Below are 21,172 nucleotides of genomic sequence, written 5' to 3' on the forward strand. Positions count from 1 at the left end.
GAGAAGGGAATAAATAAATGAAAGTACTAGCAATGGATACTTCTAGTCAAACGATGGCAGTTGCCGTCATGGAAGACCAGGCAATCCTGGGCCAAATACAAACAATGGTAAATAAAACACATAGTAAAACACTGATGCCAGCGATTGATTACTTAATGAAAAATATTAATTTGACACCAGCTGATTTGGATCGAATCGCAGTTGCTCAAGGTCCAGGCTCTTATACTGGATTACGTATTGGTGTAACTACCGCCAAGACATTAGCAGATACGTTGCCCGCTGAGTTAGTTGGTATTTCAAGTTTAAAAGTTATTGCAGCCAATTGTATCGGCGAATCGGATTTGATTGTACCGCTCTTTGATGCACGGAGGGAAAATGTTTACGCAGGTGTTTATCAATGGCAAAATCATGCGTTAGTTAATGTTTTAGCGGATCAACATCTGTCATTTGAGAAGTTACTAGAGCATTTAAAAGATAAAACCTGTCTTTTTGTAGGCGCTGATGTAAAAAAATTTCAAGCATCAATTGTAGAAAAGCTTCCTTTAGCAAAAATCAATTCGGTTGTCCAATGGGATTATCCAAACGGTGTCGTGCTTAATCAGTTGGCCCAAAAAGAAAAACCGGTGGAAGATATTCATCAATTTTTACCTAACTATTTAAAACGAGTTGAAGCTGAAGAAAAATGGTTACAAACCCATCAAATTGGAGCAGAAGACTATGTTGAAAAGATTTAGATCCGCGATCTCGGCCTTTCATCACAAAGAAGGTTATATTACACATGAACAAGAAATTGCGGATAAAAAATTTATTGTACGTGAAATGTCTACCAATGATATCAAAGAGCTGCTGCAATTAGAGAAAGTAATCTATGCAGGAGAACTGCCTTGGGCACGTAGCGCTTTTTTAGCGGAGTTATATTCACGTTATGTTCATTTATATCTGTGTATCTTATATCAAGACCAGATTGTCGGATTTGTTGGGATCCGTTTATTTTTTGATGACGCGCATATTACTCACGTGGCTGTGCACCCCAACTTCCAAAAAACTGGGATTGGTTCGCTATTGATAAAAGAAGTAGAGGCCTTTGCCTATCGCCAACATTGTCAAACGATTTCTTTAGAAGTACGAATTAGTAATATTGACGCTAAGCGGTTGTATCGCAAGTTGGGCTATGAAACAAAAAAGCGAATGACGCAATATTATAAAATCGGTAACGAAGATGCCCTTTATATGGTAAAGAAGGTAGAATGATGCGCTTAGTTAATGAATGTTTTTTTCCAGCTGAAAAATTGGCGAATTGTTTGTTTACTTTGTCTAGAGAAAGCTACACCTTTGGTTCGCCCTGGACGCAAGAACAGTTCAAAGCCGATATATGTAACGAACAAAGTGGCTATTTAGTCCTTGAGGATACGGAGATTCTAGCCTATCTGTGTTATCATCAGTTTTTAGATGAAATGGAAATTTTTAATTTTGCGATCGCGCAAAAAGAACAAAGAAAGGGTTATGGACATTTTTTGCTTGAAAATTTAAATCAAATTGCTTTAACCGAGCAAATTAAGCGAATTATTTTAGAAGTACGAATGTCCAATCAAGCTGCCCAGAAACTATATTTGAAAAATGGATTTGACGTTATCAATCGTAGGGCGGACTATTATGTAAAACCGACCGAAGATGCGTTAGTGATGACTAAAAAAGTGAGGCCAGAAAAAAAGAATGAGCGAATTGATATTAGGAATTGAAAGCAGTTGTGATGAAACAAGCGTTGCAGTTGTTAAAGATGGCAAGATAATTTTAAGCAACATCGTGGCTTCCCAAATTAAAAGCCATAAACGTTTTGGCGGCGTTGTGCCAGAAGTTGCCAGTCGTCATCACGTGGAACAAATTACACGCTGTATCGAGCAATCCCTTCAAGAAGCACAAATAACTAAAAAAGAACTGACAGCCGTGGCTGTTACCTATGGACCAGGTTTAGTAGGTGCGCTATTAATTGGTGTGCAAGCAGCTAAGGCTTTTGCTTGGGCCAACGATCTGCCATTAGTACCGGTTAATCATATGGCCGGGCATATTTATGCAGCTCGTTTTGAAAAACCTTTGCAATTTCCTTTACTGGCATTAGTCGTTAGTGGCGGACACACAGAATTGGTTTACATGAAAGAAGATGCTTCTTATGAAGTGCTCGGAGAAACGCGCGATGATGCAGCAGGGGAAGCCTATGATAAAGTCGGTCGAGTGATGGGCTTAAGTTATCCAAGTGGAAAAGAAATTGATCAGCTGGCTCACTTAGGGACCGATCGTTATCATTTTCCACGGGCGATGCTACAAGAAGATAATTTTGATTTTAGTTTTAGCGGTTTAAAAAGTGCATTTATTAACCTTGTCCACAATTCCGAACAACGTCAGGAAACATTATCGCAAGAAGATTTAGCTGCTAGTTTCCAAGCAAGTGTAGTTGAAGTCTTGGTAAAAAAAACAATTCGAGCTGCTAAGACATACCCAGTCAAGCAGTTAATTGTCGCCGGTGGTGTAGCTGCTAATCAAGGACTTCGTGAAACAATGAAACAAAAAGTTAGCGCAGAACTACCAGATAAAACCTTAATTATTCCACCTCTACGTTTGTGTGGGGATAATGCTGCGATGATTGCTGCGGCGGGTCATGTCGAATTTATCCAAAACAAACGGGCAGATTTGGCGCTTAATGCCTGTCCAGGGTTAAGTTTCTAATTTTTCCACAAGCGTTAAAAATTGTTGTTGCTAGGAATAAAATAGTTGAAAATAACGTAAAAATATTGTATACTACTCAAGGTGTCTGAAAAAGACCTAAAATCCACATCTTATCGTAATCAGCGAAGCGGTGCTGAAGTTATTCAGTTCTTCAACGAAAGGATCGATAGGAGAGGAAAATAAAACCACATGGAGGAAATATCATGGCAGTATTAAGTATGAAACAGTTACTAGAGGCTGGTGTACACTTTGGTCACCAAACTCGTCGTTGGAATCCGAAGATGAAAAAATATATCTTCACAGAAAGAAACGGTATCTATATTATTGACTTACAAAAAACAGTCAAATTAGTAGATGCAGCCTATGAATATATGAGAGAAGTTGCTGAAGAAGGCGGCGTTGCTTTATTTGTAGGTACTAAAAAACAAGCACAAGATTCAATTAAAGACGAAGCGATCCGTGCAGGTCAATACTACGTTAACCATCGTTGGTTAGGTGGCACATTGACTAACTGGGAAACAATCCAAAAACGAATTGGCCGTCTAAAAGATATTAATCGTATGGAAGAAGACGGAACCTTTGAAGTTCTTCCTAAAAAAGAAGTTGTTGGTTTAAATAAAGAACGCGATCGTCTGGAAAAATTCCTAGGTGGTATTGCAGATATGCCTAGAATCCCTGATGTTATCTACATTGTAGATCCTAGAAAAGAACGTATTGCCATCCAAGAAGCGCATAAATTGAATATTCCAATTGTTGCAATGGTTGATACAAACTGTGATCCAGATGAAATTGACGTTATCATCCCTTCAAATGATGATGCAATTCGTGCCGTTAAATTGATTACTTCAAAAATGGCTGATGCATTAATCGAAGGAAACCAAGGCGAAGATGAAGTTGCTGAAGAAGATTTTGAAGCAGGCGAAAACACTGCTGCAGAAGATGCTCCTTCAATTGAAGAAATCGTAGATGTAGTCGAAGGCGACAATCAATCAGCTGAATAATGATTGAATAGCGGAGCTGTTTCAAAGACTGGGCAAAAGCTGCACTCTCCTTTGAAATAGCTTTTTTTAAAAAATTATATACTATTAACCAGGAGGAATAGCTAGATGGCTAAAATTTCAGCAAAATTAGTAAAAGAATTACGTGACAAAACTGGCGTCGGAATGATGGACGCTAAAAAAGCATTAGTAGAAGTTGAAGGCGACATGGAAAAAGCAGTTGACTTTTTGCGTGAAAAAGGAATGGCTAAAGCAGCTAAGAAAAGTGATCGGATTGCAGCAGAAGGTCTATCTTCAGTGGCTATTTCAGGAAATACTGCAGCGGTTGTTGAAATTAATTCAGAAACCGACTTTGTTTCAAAAAATGAAAAATTCCAAAACTTAGTGAAAGAAGTTGCTGAAGTTGTTGCTAAGAACAAACCAGCTGATATGAAAGAAGCAATGGCTTTAGAAACTTCTAATGGTAGCATTGAAGAAGCTTTAATCGGAGCCACTCAAGTGATTGGTGAAAAAATCAGTTTCCGTCGTTTTGAAGTTCTAGAAAAAACAGATGACGCGGCTTTTGGTGCTTACCTTCACATGGGCGGTAGCATTGCTGCTTTGACTGTACTAGACGGCACAACGGATGAATCAGTGGCTAAAGATGTAGCGATGCATGTAGCTGCAATTAATCCGCGTTATATCAACGATGAACAAATTCCTCAAGATGAATTAGAACATGAAAAATCTGTCTTGACCGAACAAGCAGCAAGCGAAGGCAAACCTGAAAACATTGTTCAAAAAATGGTTGAAGGTCGTTTGAATAAATTTAAAGCAGAAATTTGTTTAGTTGACCAACCTTACGTCAAAGATCCTGATATGACAGTTGGAAAATATGTTGCAAGTAAAGGCGCCACAGTTAATGCATTCGTTCGTTATGAAGTCGGCGAAGGTATCGAAAAACGTGAAGAAAACTTTGCCGATGAAGTAAGAAACCAAGCGAACCAATAATGATTGGTTTTTTAAAAATGGGGACGCATGAAGATGCGCTCCCATTTTTTGTGAGTCATTGTGTTTTAATTCCTTGGTAGGAATTAAAGCAAGGATAAAAAGCAATGTTTCATTTAAAGACAACAACAACTTAGCCAACTTTTAAAATTTGGTCTAAAAAGAAAAAAGGTTGTTTTTTATGTTGAAAAATTAGAAACAGATGCAATTTTTCAACTGCGCAATTAAACTGAATATGCTACAATAACATTAGAGAATTTACGGAGGAATCGTGAGGATGAAACCAAAATATCAACGTGTGGTACTAAAATTAAGTGGTGAAGCATTAGCTGGCAAAGATGGCTTTGGTATCAATCCGCCAACAATCCAAAAAATCGCCCAAGAATTAAAAAAAGTTCATGAATTAGGTGTCGAGTTAGCCATTGTTGTAGGTGGCGGAAATATTTGGCGAGGTCAAATTGGCGCTCAAGTTGGAATGGAACGGGCTCAAGCTGATTATATGGGAATGCTAGCAACTGTAATGAACGCTTTGGCATTACAAGATACTTTGGAAAATGTCGGAGTACCAACGCGGGTACAAACTTCAATTGAAATGCGCCAAGTTGCTGAACCGTATATTCGTCGCCGGGCAGAACGCCATCTTGAAAAAGGTCGTGTTGTTATTTTCGCCGGTGGTACAGGGAATCCATATTTTTCAACGGATACCACAGCCGCATTACGTGCCGCTGAAATTAATGCGGATGTAATTTTAATGGCTAAAAATGATGTTGATGGCGTTTACTCAGCCGATCCTAAAGTAGACGAAGAAGCAGTTAAGTTTGAAGAGTTAACGCATTTAGATGTTATCTCAAAAGGATTACAAGTCATGGATTCGACCGCAAGTTCTTTAAGCATGGATAATGATATCCCACTGCTTGTATTTAACTTAAATAAGACTGGAAATATTCAACGAGCCGTCATGGGTGAAAATATTGGAACAACTGTAAAGGGGAAATAATACATGGCAGACAAAGTTTTGAATCAGGCAAAAGAAAATATGGAAAAAGCCACAGATAACCTGCAATATCAACTTGGTCAACTTCGTGCGGGACGTGCGAATGCAAGCTTGTTAGATCGTGTGAATGTTACCTATTATGGGGTACCTACCCCGTTAAATCAATTAGCTTCTATTACAATTCCTGAAGCACGAGTACTAACGATCAAACCATTTGATCAAACCATGGTACAAGAAGTCGAAAAAGCGATTTTGGCTTCAGATGTGGGGATCACGCCGACCAGTGATGGTACGGTAGTTCGTTTAGTCATTCCTCAATTGACAGAAGAACGTCGTAAAGAATTAGCAAAAGAAGTCGGTAAAGATTCAGAAACAGCTAAAGTATCTGTTCGTAATGCTCGTCGCGAGGCAATGGACGAATATAAAAAACAAGAAAAAAATAGTGACATTACCGAAGATGACTTAAGAACTGCGGAAAAAGATATACAAGATTTGACCGATAAGTACATCCAAAAAATTGATGACATATCTTCTGATAAAGAAAATGAACTATTAGAAATGTAAAACTATATTTTAGAACAGAACTGTAGCAGGTTCTGTTTTTTTATGGATTTAAAAAAAAACAATGTGCTAGCAAAAGAGATTAGCTAGTAAGATAACACCACTAGAAGCCTGTTTTTATGTGATTAGGATGGATTAACCACACTGTTTTTCAATTTTACTGTGGATAATCGCTAATAGACTCATTATTTTTGTATTCTTATGTGCTTATTTAATCGGATAAGCACATTTTAATGTTTAAAGCTAAAATTAAGCCCGTTAGATTTTAAAAATGGTGACCTTAAAGAGGATTAACCATACTGTTTTTCAATTCTACTGCGCTTAATCGCTAATAGTCCCACTATTTTGGCATTTTACTGTGCTTATAATATATAGTTACGGAATGTTTTTTACGTAGTCATAAAATAAGTTAGATACATAATTTTTAAAGAATTCTTTTGTTCTATTAATAATTTCAATCATATTTTCAATTATTATAGGCAAGGTGTTTGATTATTGTTATAATAAGAAAGATAAAATTTTATGTCATCCTGGTATATAAAGGACTAACAAAGTTAGGAGACAAAACAGATGCTACGTTTTTTTCCAGAAAAAAATAAAACTTTCCAAGAAGAGCACGAATATGAGTTTAGTTCAGAGTTACCTGTACCTAAACATATAGCGATTATTATGGACGGCAATGGGCGTTGGGCGCAAAACCGCCGTTTACCGCGTGTAGCTGGTCATAAAGAGGGAATGGAAACAGTCAAAAAAATTACCAAACATGCTTCACATTTGGGCGTTAAAGTATTAACGCTCTACGCATTTTCAACCGAGAACTGGAAACGTCCGGGAGAAGAAGTTGATTTTTTAATGCAATTACCCGTTGACTTTTTTGATACGTTTGTGCCAGAGTTAATGAAAGAAAATGTGCGTGTTAATGTAATGGGTGATTGTGATGTTTTACCTGCACATACACAGGATGCGGTAAAACGCGCAGTAGAAGCGACCGGAAAAAATACCGGAATGATTTTGAACTTTGCTTTAAACTATGGTAGTCGTTCGGAAATGGTTACAGCAGTAAAAAATATCGTTACAGATATTGCAGCAGAAAACATTGAAGTGGATCAAATTGATGATGATGTTATCGCTGATTACTTGATGACTGGTTTTTTACCTAAAGAAATCCGGGATCCAGAAATTTTGATTCGAACCAGTGGAGAAGAACGGATCAGTAATTTTTTATTATGGCAAATTGCTTATAGTGAATTGCTGTTCACAAAGGAATTATGGCCGGATTATAATGAAACATCGCTTGAAAACTCAATCGCCATTTTTCAACATCGAAATCGCCGATTTGGTGGTTTGAAAAATAAGGAGGAAAATAAATGAGAAAACGGGTTATCACAGCAGTCATTGCGTTGCTGCTTTTTTTACCGATCATCTTTTTTGATTTTGGCGGAATCTCCGTTCAATTATTGGGAGCTTTATTAGCTATCATAGGTGTCTACGAACTCTTCCGAATGAAAGGCTTAGCAATGTTGAGCTTTGAAGGAGTATTATCTGCGATCGGTGCGGTTGTACTAGTATTACCTAATAATCCTTGGTTTTCATATTTCCCTGATAATACAGATAAATTAATTCTATTTTATTTTATTGTAATGATTTTGTTAGGCATATCGGTTATTTCAAAAAATATGTATACAATTGATGAAGCAGGGTTTCCTGTGTTGGTTAGTTTATACGTCGGGGTTGGTTTTCAAAATTTTGTAGAAGCCAGAGAAACAGGGTTATTGGTACTATTATTTGGACTTTTTATTGTATGGGCCACCGATATTGGAGCTTATATGATAGGAAGGAAGTATGGCAGACGGAAACTTTGGCCAGAAATTTCTCCGAACAAATCAATTGAAGGCGCTCTGGGCGGCATTTTAAGTGCGGTTTTTATCGCAATTGTTTTCTTAATTATTTATCCAGGAAGTCTTTATTTTGAATACGGCTCTTTTGTAATGATTTTTTGGACGATCATTTTCTCAATGGTTGGTCAATTTGGTGATTTAGTGGAATCGGCCATTAAGCGACATTATCAAGTGAAAGATTCCGGCAACATTTTGCCCGGACATGGCGGTATCTTGGATCGCTTTGATAGTATGTTGTTCGTCTTTCCTATCATGCATCTGATCGGCTTGTTTTAAAAATAGAAAATTGTTAAGCATTTCCGAAATTTTCGGAAATGCTTTTTTAAATTCTTATTACAAATAAGGCCAGCGATTGTTAATTCCATAAGATGTGATAAAATAATGAGTAATCTTTGATATACTCTGACGAAAGAGAGGAAACACGCGATGAAGACGTTGATTACATTTTTAATAGTCTTCTCAGTAGTTGTGGTGATACATGAATTTGGACATTTTTATTTTGCTAAAAAATCGGGCATTTTAGTCCGAGAATTTTCTATTGGAATGGGTCCTAAATTATTCAGTCACCAAGCAAAAGATGGAACGACTTATACCATTCGAGCAATTCCAATGGGTGGTTATGTTCGCATGGCAGGCTACGAGGAAGAAGAGGAACTAAAAGCCGGAATGCCGGTATCCTTAGAAGTAAATGAAAATAATGAAGTCATAAAAATTAACACAAGTCAAAAAGTTCAGTTAGAAAATGCGGTTCCTATAGAGGTAACTAAATATGATTTAAATGATGATCTTGAAATTACGGGATTTATTAATGGCAATGAACAAAATGTAGGTACGTACCCTGTTAATCATGATGCAATGATCATAGAAGAAGATGGGACGCAGCTGCGTATTGCACCGCGCGATGTGCAATTTCAATCGGCGAAATTATGGCAAAGAATGTTGACGAATTTTGCAGGGCCAATGAATAACTTTTTACTAACAATTGTGTTATTCATTGTAATTGTATTCTTGCAAGGCGGCGTTCCAAATGAAGATTCTACAGTTCTGGGTGAAGTTGAACCTAATGGCGCAGCAGCAACAGCAGGTCTAGAATCTGGGGATGAAATTGTCGCCATTGACCAAGAAGAAGTGGCGAATTGGCCTGAACTGCAACAAGCAATCCAACAAAACCCTGATGAAGAATTAACCCTTGAAGTTCAACGAGATGATGAAACATTGCAAGTTGATGCAACGCCGGAAAGCGTAGAGTCTGGCGAACAAGACATTGGCCAGTTGGGAGTACAAGCATCATTAAAGACTGGTTTTTGGGATAAAGTAGTAGGTGGTGTACAAGAAAGTTGGGACATGTTTGTTCAAATTTTAGAGGCATTAAGATCACTAGTTACTAACTTCAGCTTGGATCAACTAGGAGGCCCGGTAGCTATTTTTGAAATGTCTGATCAAGCAGCGCAACAAGGGGCTTTGACAGTCTTACTTTTGACGGCCATGATATCTGTCAACTTGGGAATTGTAAATTTACTGCCGATACCAGGCTTAGATGGTGGAAAGCTACTACTTAATATTGTGGAAGCTATCCGCGGTAAGCCGATCAGCGAAGAAAAAGAAGGAATGATTACCTTAGTAGGATTTGGTTTGTTGATGTTGTTGATGGTATTAGTCACTTGGAACGATATCCAGCGTTTTTTCTTTTAGAACGAGGTCTTCATTTAACGTGAGCGACTATATTTTATATTCGCATGGGTAAAAAAAGAGAATTGTTTTAAATGAGGAGTGTACTATGAAACAATCAAAACTTTTGATTCCGACATTACGGGAAGTTCCTAATAATGCAGAAGCTAGGAATTTACAACTATTATTAAGAGCAGGATTCATTCGACAAGTTTCTGGCGGCGTTTATGCTTATTTACCGTTAGCAATGCGGGTGTTAAAAAAAATGAACGCGATTATCGAAGAAGAATTTGAAAAAATTGGGGCAGTGGAAATCAAAATGCCCACGCTGTTGCCATTATCTTTATTAGAAAAAACGGGCTTAACTAGTTCCGATGAGAAAGCTTATAATTTTAAAAACCGTACCGGAAAAAACTTTATTTTAGGTTCAACCTATGAAGAGCTGATCAGTGAATTGATCGGGGATGAAGTTTCTTCTTATAAACGATTACCGCTAACGCTTTTTCAAATTGAAACAAAATATCGTAATGATAAGCGTTCGCGGTTTGGTTTATTACGTAGCTATGAATTTATCATGAGCGATGCTTACTCTTTTCATGCTACTGAAAAGAGTTTAGATGAAATGTATCGTGCATATCAAAAAGCGTTTAGTCGTATTTTCGAACGTTTGGGTGTTAAGGTAAAAAGTTTACTTGGAGACAGTCAAATTGATGAACAGACGGATGCTCTTGAGTATATGGCGCTTTCAGAATCTGGCGATAAGGTTGGATGTTTTTCAACAGGTAGCGACTATGCTGCTGATTTACAAGCTGCAACTAGCGCTTTTACCTCTAAGAAATCACACGAATCTCTTAAAGAAATTGAAAAAGTAACCTTTGACCAGCAGAAAAATCTGGAAGAAGCAGCTGTAGCTTTAGATATTCCACTGCAAAAAACGATTAAAACACAGCTCTATATAGCAGATGATCAACCGATTCTTATTTTGGTTCGGGCAGATCAGAAAGTAAATGAACTAAAAGTTAAGAAATATCTGCAGGTTCAGCGATTAAATGCCGCAGATGAAACAAAAGTGGAAACCTACTTTAAGTCCGCGCCAACTTATCTGGGTCCAATTGGTGTATCAATTGACTGTACAATATATGCTGACTTGCAAGTGCAAGATTTAGCGAACGCTTTGACAGGTGCTAATGAAGAAAATACTTATTTGCAAAATATTAATCCGGAAAGAGATTTGCAAGTTGAATATTACGCTGATTTCCGTTTAGTAAAAGAAGGGGATGTTTCTCCTGATAATTCAGGAACTTTAGAGCTGAAAAAAGGGGTCGAAGTTGGTCGCATGGTAAAAGTGGGTACCTATTTCAGCGAAAGATTAAAAACTTCTGTATTAGACGAAAACGGTCAACATATCCCAGTACAAATGGGCTACTATGAATTAGGAATTAGTCGATTATTAGCTACGGTTGCTGAACAAAATAGTGACCAAGAGGGAATCAACTGGCCGGCTGAAGTTGCTCCTTTTGATTTGCATATCGTCCAAACAAATATGGAAGATGAAACGCAAACGAAGTTGACAAACACTGTAGAAAAAATGATGATTGAAGCTGGCTATCAAGTTTTAGTTGATGATCGTTTAGAAAGAGGCGGTGTAAAATTTGCTGATGCGGATCTGATTGGTTGTCCGGTGCGTATTACCGTGGGTAACCAAGCAGACGAAGGAACTGTCAGTATAAAATTTAAGCAGACGCAAGCTACGATCGAAGTAAAACAAGAAGAATTAATCTCGACACTTGATATTTTGTTGAATTCAGAAAGTTAATAAGCAGTCTAGAACGTTTTGGTTCTAGACTGCTTTCATTGCTTTATTAAAAAGCGTATACTAGTAGAGAAAGATTGATATATTAAGGAGTGTATAAACTTGTCAAAGGAAGAAGAAACATTTGAAATTCTCTTAGACCAAATCAACCTTGATGAAACTATGCGAGAAAATCCTTTGATCAAACAAGGAAAAATCAAACAAGTCATTGTTCATAAACAATCGCAAAATTGGACATTTGTTTTAGCATTTGAAAAAATTTTGCCTGTCATGATTTATCAAAGTTTCCGACAAAACTTAGAAATGGCATTTCAAGATATTGCTTCAGTTGAGATGGTCATTGAAACAGACGATGCACAGTTTGACGAACAGTTGTTGCAAGAGTACTGGCCGTTAGTATTAGCTAACCAAAATTGTGATACGCCATTTGTTAAGCAAGTGCTAAAAAGCCAACAGCCTTTTATGGAGGAACGACAAATTATTTTGCCGATTGCCAATGAGGCAGTTATACCTAACTTACAACAACAATATTTACCCATGATTGAAAAAATTTACCAATCTTTTGGGTTTGCAAAATTTCATATCAAGCCACAATTAGACCAAAAACAAGCAGATGAAAACAGAGAACAGCTTGAGGCTTTTCAAAAAGAACAGCAAGAAGCATTTATGCAGCAAGCGGCTGAATCTATTGCTTCGCATAAACAACAAAAGAAAGAAAAGAAACAAGACAGTCAACCACTGAATGGTCCTATTGCGTTGGGGCGTTCGATTCCGCAAGATGAGTTAATTACACCTATGGGCAATATCTTGGAAGAAGAGCGACGAGTTACTATTCAGGGCTATGTTTTTGATAAAGAAGTTCGTGAACTGCGTTCAGGAAGACAACTTTTAATTTTAAAAATTACTGACTATACATCATCGTTTGTGGCTAAGAAATTCTCGAATGGTGAAAAAGATGAACAAGTTTTTGCAGCAATTCAACAGGGTAGCTGGATGAAAGTCCGCGGAGGTGTTCAAGAGGATACTTTTATGCGCGATCTAGTGATGAATGCTCAAGACTTAGTTGAAGTAAAACATGAAAGTCGCAAGGACTACGCTAAAGAAGATGAAAAGCGCGTTGAATTGCACTTACATTCAAACATGAGTACGATGGATGCTACCAATAGCGTTGCCGATTTTGTTGAACAAGCGGGTAAGTGGGGGCACAAAGCAATCGCTATTACTGATCACGGCGGCGCTCAATCTTTTCCAGAAGCCCATCAAGCAGGACAAAAAAACGGTGTGAAAATTATTTACGGCGTGGAAGCTAACGTGGTTGATGATGGCGTTGAGGTTGCTTATAATCCACAAGATGTTTCACTATCTGAAGGAACTTATGTTATTTTTGACGTGGAAACCACTGGACTTTCGGCAGTTTATGATTCGATTATTGAACTGGCAGCGGTCAAAATGAATAAAGGGAACGTTGAAGAGACGTTTGAAGAATTTATTGATCCTGGCCATCCACTATCCAATACAACCGTGAATTTGACTGGGATTACTGATGAAATGGTAAAAGGCTCTAAATCCGAAGAAGAAGTGTTGCAGTCATTTCGTGAGTTTGCTGAAGGAACGATTTTAGTTGCACATAATGCCTCATTTGATATGGGCTTTTTAAACATGAGTTATAAGCGTAATAATCTACCTGAAGCTTCTAATCCGGTTATTGATACTTTAGAATTAGCCCGCTTTTTGTATCCCGAGTTTAAGCGTTTTGGCTTAGGTGTGTTAACTAAAAAATTTGGTGTGTCATTGGAACAACATCACCGTGCTGTTTATGACGCAGAAGCAACTGGACATTTAGCCTGGATTTTTGTCAAAGAAGCTATGGAAAAACATGAAATGTATCTACATAAAGATTTGAATCGACATGTGGGTGGAGCGAATTCGATCAAGGCCGCTCGTCCGTTTCATGCCACCATCTTGGTTAAAACGCAAAAAGGGTTGAAAAACTTATTCAAATTGATTTCCATGTCAAACGTCAAATATTTTCATGATAAACAGCCACGAATTCCTCGTTCTGAACTTGTTAAACTACGCGAAGGCTTACTAATTGGAACGGCGTGCGATAAAGGTGAAGTTTTTGTTGCAATGATGCAAAAAGGCTATGAAGAAGCTAAAGAGCTGGCAAAATTTTATGATTATATTGAAGTGATGCCTAAGGCAGTTTATGCGCCTTTAATTGAACAAGAATTAGTTAAAAACGAAAAAGATTTGGAAGATATTATCGCTAAATTAGTAAAAATCGGAAAAGAGTTAGATAAACCTGTCATTGCTTCTGGCGACGTCCATTATTTAAATGAAGAAGACGCCATTTATCGTAAGGTGCTGATCAATTCAATGGGTGGAGCGAATCCGTTGAATCGACACAGTTTACCTGATGTTCATTTCCGTACGACTGATGAGATGCTAACAGAATTTCAATTTTTAGGTAAAGAAGAAGCCAAAAAAATAGTGGTTGATAATCCTAATGAATTGAATGAAAGTTGTGAGGTTGTCATTCCGGTAAAAGATAAGTTATATACTCCTAAAATCCCTGGTTCTGAAGAAGAAATTACGAACTTCAGTTATTCTCGTGCCAAAGAATTGTATGGGGATCCTTTACCAGAAATCGTTGAAAAACGCTTGGAAAGAGAACTGAAATCAATCATTGGTAACGGCTTTTCTGTTATTTATCTAATTGCACAAAAGTTAGTACTTAAAAGTAATAAAGATGGATATCTGGTAGGCTCACGTGGGTCTGTTGGTTCTAGTTTAGTAGCTACAATGACTGGGATCACTGAAGTAAATCCATTAGCGCCGCACTATTATTGTCCAGAATGCCAATACTCAGAATTTTATGATGATGGTTCTTATGGTTCAGGTTTTGATATGCCGGAAAAAGATTGTCCGAAATGTGGCGCACGTTTGAAAAAAGATGGACATGATATTCCGTTTGAAACTTTTTTAGGTTTCAATGGCGATAAAGTTCCCGATATTGATTTGAACTTTTCCGGTGATTATCAACCGGAAGCTCACAACTATACGAAAGTGTTGTTTGGTGAAGATTACGTTTACCGAGCAGGAACGATTGGTACTGTAGCTGATAAAACAGCTTTTGGTTTTGTTAAAGGCTATGAACGCGACAATAATTTGAATTTCAGAAGTGCTGAAGTGGATCGTCTGGCTAAAGGGGCTACCGGCGTTAAACGGACTACTGGACAGCATCCAGGCGGGATTATTGTTATTCCTGATGATATGGATGTTTATGATTTTACGCCTATTCAATACCCAGCGGATGATTTAAATGCAGAGTGGCGCACTACGCACTTTGATTTCCACTCCATTCATGATAATGTCTTGAAACTGGATATTTTAGGTCATGATGATCCGACGGTTATTCGGATGTTACAAGATTTGTCAGGGATTGATCCTCAAACGATTCCAACCGACGATCCAGAAGTTATGCGGATTTTTGAAGGAACTGAAGTTTTGGGAATTACACCTGAGCAATCTTACTCTAAGACGGGGACACTAGGGATTCCTGAGTTTGGGACACGTTTTGTACGCGGAATGTTAGAAGACACACATCCCTCAACTTTCGCTGAATTACTACAAATTTCTGGTTTATCCCATGGGACTGACGTTTGGTTAGGAAATGCCGACGAACTCGTGCGTCAGGGAACTGCCGATTTAGCCCACGTTATCGGCTGTCGTGATGATATCATGGTATATTTGATGCATGCTGGACTTGACGCTGGCATAGCTTTTCAAATTATGGAACATGTCCGTAAGGGTAAAGGTATCCCAGATGAATGGCAAGAAGAGATGAAAAAATTTGATGTGCCCGATTGGTATATTGACTCTTGCTTGAAAATCAAATATATGTTTCCTAAAGCCCACGCAGCAGCCTATGTTTTGATGGCATTGCGGGTTGCTTATTTCAAAGTTTATTTCCCGATACTTTATTATTGTGCTTATTTCTCAGTTCGGGCGGATGATTTTGATCTAGTTGCGATGAGTAAAGGAAAAGATGCCGTAAAAGAACGGATGAAAGAAATAACCGATAAAGGTATGGATGCTTCCGCTAAAGAAAAAAATCTGTTAACAGTTCTTGAACTATGTAATGAGATGTTAGAACGTGGTTATGAATTTGGCATGATTGATTTATATAAATCAGACGCTGTCAATTTTGTCATCGAAGATAATAAACTGATTGCGCCACTCAGAGCCGTTCCAAGTTTAGGGACCAATGTAGCTAAACAAATTGTAAAAGCACGAGAAGATGGTCCGTTTCTATCAAAAGAAGACCTTGCAAACCGTGCAAAAGTTTCAAAAACATTAATAGATTATATGTCAGATAATGGTGTTTTAAACGATTTACCTGATGAAAACCAATTATCGTTGTTTGATATGTTATAAACACAATAAAACAAATGAGGTCATCTCTAACTTTTGATAGGTGGAGATGACCTTTTGTTTTAAAATAAAAAATGAGCTTTGTTGCCCTAAGTCAGCAAAGAAGGGGCCGCAAATTTCCTACCATTTTTTACATTAATGAAAAATTGATTCCTCTAGCAAAAAGTTATAAACTAAAGGGAAATGCACGAAGGGGTGGGGAAATGTATACCGTGACAAGTATCCGTAAATTAAAAGGCATTTTTTACCAAGTAACTCTTGATAACCAGGAGAAAATCAGAGTTTCTGAAGATCTATTGGTTCGTTTCCGATTATTAAAGGGCAGCGAATTAACAGCTGAAAAATTAGCAGAAGTCAAAGAACAAGCCAGTTACGATTATGGGTTACAAGCAGCGTTAAATTATATTAGTTACCAATTACGCACCGAAAAAGAAGTTCGCACTTATTTGCAAAAAAAAGAGGTCCCCTTAGAAGACCGGCATAAGATTGTTGCTCGCTTAAAAGAACTTGATGTATTAAACGATCAGACGTATGCTGTGAGCTACGTTCGTACTCAAATTCGTTTAAGTGATAAAGGCCCAAGTAATTTAACTCAACAACTGCGTAAAAAAGGAGTACAAGATGATTTGATTGCAGAAGCAATGGAGTTATACACGCCGGAATTACAAGCAGAGATTGCAGCACGTACGGCAGCTAAAGGGTTGAAAAAAATACGTGGGAAAAGTTATCGCGAAACTTTACAGAAACTACATTTGAACTTAACTAAAAAAGGATTTAATCAAGATATTATCCAACAAGCGATGGATCAGCTTGAATATGAAATTGATGAAACGCAAGAATGGGAAATTTTACAAAAAGAAGGACAAAAGCTGTTGCAACGCGACCATTCTAAGGATTATAGCAAGAAAAAAATGAAAATCAAGCAAAAATTATATCAAAAAGGTTTTGCTGCTGATTTGATTCAACAATTTATTGATGAGGAAGTTTTAGATGAAAAGTAAGATGTGGGATGAACAAACAATCCATGCCTTTCAGACAACTTTGCTAGATTGGTATCATCAAAACAAAAGGAACTTGCCCTGGCGTGCTGATACGAATCCTTATAAGGTATGGATCTCAGAAATTATGTTACAACAAACGCGGGTAGACACGGTGATCGATTATTATTATCGTTTTATGGAAGAATTTCCCACGATTAAAAGCTTGGCTGAGGCCAACGAGGAAAAACTATTAAAAGTTTGGGAAGGCTTAGGCTATTACTCCAGAGCTAGAAATTTGAAAGTTGCTGCAACCCAAATTCAAGAAAACTTTAATGGAGAGTTTCCACAAACAGTTGAAGGAATTAGAAGTTTAAAGGGGATTGGTCCTTATACAGCAGGAGCCATTGCAAGCATATCTTTTGGCCTGCCAGAGCCGGCCATTGATGGGAATGTCATGCGGGTAATCAGTCGTTTATTTGGTGTTGAAGAAGATATTGCTAAGGCTAGCACCTACAAAATATTTGACCAGATTCTTCGTGCAATTATTTCGCATGAAAACCCTGGAGATATGAATCAAGCGCTGATGGAAGTAGGAGCGACGGTTTCCACGCCAGCAGCGAAAGAGTGCCCAGAATGGCTCAAACCTTTTTGCTATGCTTGTGCTCATGATGAGCATGATAAATTTCCAGTCAAGTCGAAAAAGGCCAAGCCTAAAGATGTTTACTATTTAGCGGGTGTTATCGAAAATAAAGAACATGAACATTTACTAATACAGCGCCCTGAAAATGGACTTTTAGCTAAGATGTGGCATTATCCACTAGAAGAAGTTGAGCCCAGGAAATACCAGGAATTTAAACAGCTCTGGCAAAAAGAAGACAGTAAGCAGTTATCATTAGACTTGGTAGCTGAAGATACTGTACCAGAACTTTTCAGCAGCTGGCCGGTTGTCTGGCAAAAACGACATTTCGGCGAAGTCACTCATGTATTTAGTCATTTAAAATGGCATATTCTCATTTTCTATGGACGTACACAAACTGAGTTTCTACCTGAACATGGTAAATGGCTGGATGAACAATCTTTTTCTGACCTTGTTTTTCCTAAAGTTCAGCAAAAAATAGTCCAACAATTCAATAAAACGCATAAAGTTGAATAAGATTTATAGAAAACAATTGAATTTATTGCTATAATATTTATGATGCCGGTGTAAGACACCCAAGCAAATACGAGTTTCGTAAGGTGAGGGTTGCTATGAGAATGCCTAAAGAAGGCGAGTTTGTTAGTATTCAAAGTTACAAACATGATGGCAATTTGCATCGAACGTGGCGCGATACGATGGTATTGAAAACTAGTGAGCAGTCACTGATCGGACTAAATGATCATACATTAGTAACCGAATCAGATGGCCGACGCTGGGTAACCCGCGAGCCAGCTATTGTTTACTTTCACAAAAAGTACTGGTTCAATATAGTAGCAATGATTCGAGAAAAGGGGGTTTCCTATTATTGTAATCTAGCTTCGCCCTTTGTTTTAGACGAAGAAGCACTGAAATATATTGATTACGATTTGGATATCAAAGTTTTTCCAGATGGAGAAAAACGATTGTTGGATGTGGATGAGTATGAGTTACATGGCAAATTGATGCATTATCCAAACGATATTGATTACATTTTAAAAGAAAATGTCAAAATTTTAGTTGATTGGATCAATAATGGAAAAGGGCCTTTTTCGCAAGGGTACGTCGATATATGGTATAACCGCTACAAGCAATTGTCGCATAAGTAAAAAAGGGCTGTAACATAAGTCCTTTTGATAATAAAATATCCGGACTATATAGAGTGCTTTTGCGGCTATTTGTCGCAATTAGCAAATCTCTCATCAGATATAGTTCGGGTATTTTTGTTTTTACTTACGTCATAGACTTTTTATGCGATGGTTTTCGTCATTGTAATATGTTGGATCCCAGCGTCTAAAAAGTAATCCCCTTCTTCCTGATAGCCTAAATTTTGATAAAAGTTGCGGGCAGTGATTTGCGCTCCTAAGACCATTTTTTGATAGCCTTGCTTTTGCGCGTAGGATTCTGCTTCAGCCATCATGACTTTACCATAGCCTTTTTTTCTGGCGTCTTTTGCAACTGCCATCCGTTGTACTTTGATGGTGTTGTAATCAGTTGCCAATAAGCGAACGGTGGCAAGGGGTGTGTTTGCTTCATCATATAAAACAAAATGAATTGCTTGTTGTTCGTCTGTATCGATTTCTCGCTCAGGCGGGACTTGTTGTTCTTCTATGAAAACTTGCTTTCTAATAGCAAGTGCATCCGAGTAAGTATCACTTAGAATATCATTGGTATGGGTTGTATACAATTTTATCACCTCGCAACGATTATACCGTTTTGCAAAAAAAATGGCTAGCTAGAAAAACCGAAGTAAAAGATAAACATTTGATAATGTGAATCTGTTTTCATTGAAAAGAAAAACGCTTTGTGGTAGCATTCTATTGTGGTTGAAAACCACGTTTTTTTTATAAAAATTGAAAAAATAAGGAGCGAATGCAATTATGAATGCTGACCCCGGGAGTCAGTCGCTGATAGCGCAACTATTGCTATTAATTGTTTTAACATTAGTGAATGCTTTTTTAGCAGCGTCAGAAATCGCTGTAGTTTCGATCAATAAAAGTCGGATCGAGCAGCAAGCAGAAGAAGGAGATAAAAAGTCCCAAAATCTTTTACATACACTAAAAGATCCTACAAATTTTTTATCAACAATTCAAGTGGGAATTACTTTGGTTAATATTTTATCGGGGGCATCTCTGGCTTCACAACTGGCTGAACGACTTTCGCCTTACTTAGGTGGAGGCGCTGCGGCAACAAGTATGGCAAATGTCATTATGGTAGTGCTTTTGACGTATATTTCGATTGTATTTGGTGAATTATATCCAAAACGAATTGCTATGGGTAAGACTGAAGAAGTAGCAAAATTTGCTGCTGGAATTATCCGCGTTATCGGAAAAATTGCAAAACCATTTGTTTGGCTGCTATCAGCATCGACAAATTTACTCGCACGAATTACTCCAATGGAATTCGATGATGAAGAAAATAAAATGACGCGGGATGAAATGCGTTACATGATGGAAACAGAAGGTGTCTTTGAAGATGAGGAATTGTCCATGCTTCAAGGAGTTTTTTCGCTAGATACCAAAGTAGCACGCGAAGTAATGGTGCCTCGTACAGATACTTATATGGTTGATATCAATGATAACGTAAGCGACGTAATCCAAGATATCTTAAAGCAAAATTATTCCCGAATTCCTATTTTTAATGAGGAAAAGGATAAAGTGATTGGCGTCTTACACACGAAAAATCTATTAAAAGGAGCCTATAAACAAGGCTTTGATAATATTGATTTACTTTCATTGTTGCAAGAGCCTTTATTTGTACCAGAAACTGTTTTTATTGACGATTTGTTATATGAAATGAAGAAAACTCAAAATCAAATGGCGATTTTATTAGACGAATATGGTGGCGTTGTAGGGATTGTGACCTTAGAAGATTTACTAGAAGAAATCGTGGGTGAAATTGATGACGAGTCGGATGAGGTAGAAACCCTTTATAAAAAAGTCTCTGATTCAGAATACATTATTCAAGGTGGCATGTTGATTGACGAATTCAATGAAGCCTTTGATACCAATCTTCATATGTCTGATGTTGATACAATGGCCGGTTATTTGATTACGGCTTTAGGTGAAATCCCTGAAGAAGGCGAAAAGTTAACCTTTGATGTGGATAATTTAACATTAGTATCGGAACAGACCGTGGGTTCACGTGTTTTGAAAATTCGTGTCATTTTTCATGATTTAGATGAAACCGAAGGTGTAGAGCCTGAAGAAGAACGCCGTTTCTTCCACAAAGATTTTGAAGATGACGAACCTAGACGTTAATAAAAGAAGCAGAATCTTATAAAGGTTCTGCTTCTTTTATTGACTATAAACAAATAAACGGAGGAACTGCTAATGGTTATTCTGTCGGATCGATTAGCTGTTTTTATTTATTTTTATTTGTTCACATGATATACTGATCAAGTTCGTATTTATCAAGAAAATAATTTATAAGACAAGTTTGA

General features: G+C 37.6%; 18 protein-coding genes. 17 read left to right on the top strand and 1 reads right to left on the bottom strand.

Going from position 1 to position 21,172, the window contains the following annotated elements; translation table 11 throughout:
- Positions 1-17: 17 nt before the first annotated feature.
- From tsaB to ntdP, 16 genes are all read left to right on the top strand, one after another.
- Positions 18-734, top strand: coding sequence for a tRNA (adenosine(37)-N6)-threonylcarbamoyltransferase complex dimerization subunit type 1 TsaB (gene tsaB, locus C7K43_RS01285; protein ID WP_124005185.1), 717 nt, complete (start codon positions 18-20; stop codon positions 732-734).
- Positions 718-1,251, top strand: coding sequence for a ribosomal protein S18-alanine N-acetyltransferase (gene rimI, locus C7K43_RS01290; protein ID WP_124005186.1), 534 nt, complete (start codon positions 718-720; stop codon positions 1,249-1,251). The genes tsaB and rimI (C7K43_RS01290) overlap by 17 nt, the downstream gene beginning before the upstream one ends.
- Entirely contained in the window at positions 1,251-1,739 is a 489-nt protein-coding gene (gene rimI / locus C7K43_RS01295) for a ribosomal protein S18-alanine N-acetyltransferase (protein ID WP_124005187.1), read from the top strand. Before rimI (C7K43_RS01290) ends, rimI (C7K43_RS01295) begins: the two co-directional genes overlap by 1 nt.
- A complete protein-coding gene (gene tsaD, locus C7K43_RS01300; protein WP_124005188.1) occupies positions 1,714-2,721 on the top strand; it encodes a tRNA (adenosine(37)-N6)-threonylcarbamoyltransferase complex transferase subunit TsaD in 1,008 nt (335 codons plus the stop codon). The genes rimI (C7K43_RS01295) and tsaD overlap by 26 nt, the downstream gene beginning before the upstream one ends.
- A gap of 203 nt (positions 2,722-2,924) precedes the next feature.
- On the top strand, positions 2,925-3,722 hold the full coding sequence (rpsB, locus tag C7K43_RS01305) for a 30S ribosomal protein S2 (protein WP_124005189.1): 798 nt from the start codon (positions 2,925-2,927) through the stop codon (positions 3,720-3,722).
- Between the two features lie 105 nt (positions 3,723-3,827).
- Positions 3,828-4,709 carry a translation elongation factor Ts gene (gene tsf / locus C7K43_RS01310; RefSeq protein WP_124005190.1) on the top strand — a complete coding sequence of 294 codons (882 nt, stop codon included), beginning with the start codon at positions 3,828-3,830 and terminating at the stop codon, positions 4,707-4,709.
- A gap of 274 nt (positions 4,710-4,983) precedes the next feature.
- Positions 4,984-5,703, top strand: coding sequence for a UMP kinase (pyrH, locus tag C7K43_RS01315; RefSeq protein ID WP_124005191.1), 720 nt, complete (start codon positions 4,984-4,986; stop codon positions 5,701-5,703).
- A 3-nt stretch (positions 5,704-5,706) separates the two neighbouring features.
- Positions 5,707-6,264, top strand: coding sequence for a ribosome recycling factor (gene frr / locus C7K43_RS01320; RefSeq protein ID WP_124005192.1), 558 nt, complete (start codon positions 5,707-5,709; stop codon positions 6,262-6,264).
- A 567-nt stretch (positions 6,265-6,831) separates the two neighbouring features.
- Positions 6,832-7,632 carry an isoprenyl transferase gene (locus tag C7K43_RS01325; protein ID WP_124005193.1) on the top strand — a complete coding sequence of 267 codons (801 nt, stop codon included), beginning with the start codon at positions 6,832-6,834 and terminating at the stop codon, positions 7,630-7,632.
- Positions 7,629-8,435, top strand: coding sequence for a phosphatidate cytidylyltransferase (locus tag C7K43_RS01330; RefSeq protein ID WP_124005194.1), 807 nt, complete (start codon positions 7,629-7,631; stop codon positions 8,433-8,435). The genes C7K43_RS01325 and C7K43_RS01330 overlap by 4 nt, the downstream gene beginning before the upstream one ends.
- A gap of 150 nt (positions 8,436-8,585) precedes the next feature.
- Positions 8,586-9,851 (top strand): RIP metalloprotease RseP, encoded by a 1,266-nt coding sequence (rseP, locus tag C7K43_RS01335; protein ID WP_124005195.1) that lies wholly within the window; start codon positions 8,586-8,588, stop codon positions 9,849-9,851.
- A gap of 85 nt (positions 9,852-9,936) precedes the next feature.
- On the top strand, positions 9,937-11,643 hold the full coding sequence (locus C7K43_RS01340) for a proline--tRNA ligase (RefSeq protein ID WP_124005196.1): 1,707 nt from the start codon (positions 9,937-9,939) through the stop codon (positions 11,641-11,643).
- 99 nt (positions 11,644-11,742) lie between these two features.
- Positions 11,743-16,080, top strand: a complete 4,338-nt coding sequence (locus C7K43_RS01345) for a PolC-type DNA polymerase III (RefSeq protein ID WP_124005197.1) — start codon at positions 11,743-11,745, stop codon at positions 16,078-16,080.
- Positions 16,081-16,280: 200 nt separating this feature from the next.
- Positions 16,281-17,078, top strand: a complete 798-nt coding sequence (recX, locus tag C7K43_RS01350) for a recombination regulator RecX (RefSeq protein WP_124005198.1) — start codon at positions 16,281-16,283, stop codon at positions 17,076-17,078.
- Positions 17,068-18,210 (top strand): A/G-specific adenine glycosylase, encoded by a 1,143-nt coding sequence (gene mutY / locus C7K43_RS01355; RefSeq protein ID WP_124005199.1) that lies wholly within the window; start codon positions 17,068-17,070, stop codon positions 18,208-18,210. The genes recX and mutY overlap by 11 nt, the downstream gene beginning before the upstream one ends.
- Positions 18,211-18,305: 95 nt before the next feature.
- Complete coding sequence (gene ntdP / locus C7K43_RS01360; protein WP_124005200.1) at positions 18,306-18,839, top strand: nucleoside tri-diphosphate phosphatase; 534 nt, start codon at positions 18,306-18,308, stop codon at positions 18,837-18,839.
- A 140-nt stretch (positions 18,840-18,979) separates the two neighbouring features.
- On the opposite strand, the gene C7K43_RS01365 is transcribed toward ntdP, so the two are convergent.
- Positions 18,980-19,417: a GNAT family N-acetyltransferase gene (locus tag C7K43_RS01365; RefSeq protein ID WP_124005201.1), complete on the bottom strand. Its 438-nt coding sequence runs from the start codon at positions 19,415-19,417 to the stop codon at positions 18,980-18,982.
- A 193-nt stretch (positions 19,418-19,610) separates the two neighbouring features.
- On the opposite strand from C7K43_RS01365, the gene C7K43_RS01370 reads away from it, so the two are divergent.
- Positions 19,611-20,990: a hemolysin family protein gene (locus C7K43_RS01370; protein WP_124005202.1), complete on the top strand. Its 1,380-nt coding sequence runs from the start codon at positions 19,611-19,613 to the stop codon at positions 20,988-20,990.
- Positions 20,991-21,172: the final 182 nt, after the last annotated feature.

The organism is Tetragenococcus koreensis (genome assembly GCF_003795145.1).
GTDB classification, from domain to species: domain Bacteria; phylum Bacillota; class Bacilli; order Lactobacillales; family Enterococcaceae; genus Tetragenococcus; species Tetragenococcus koreensis.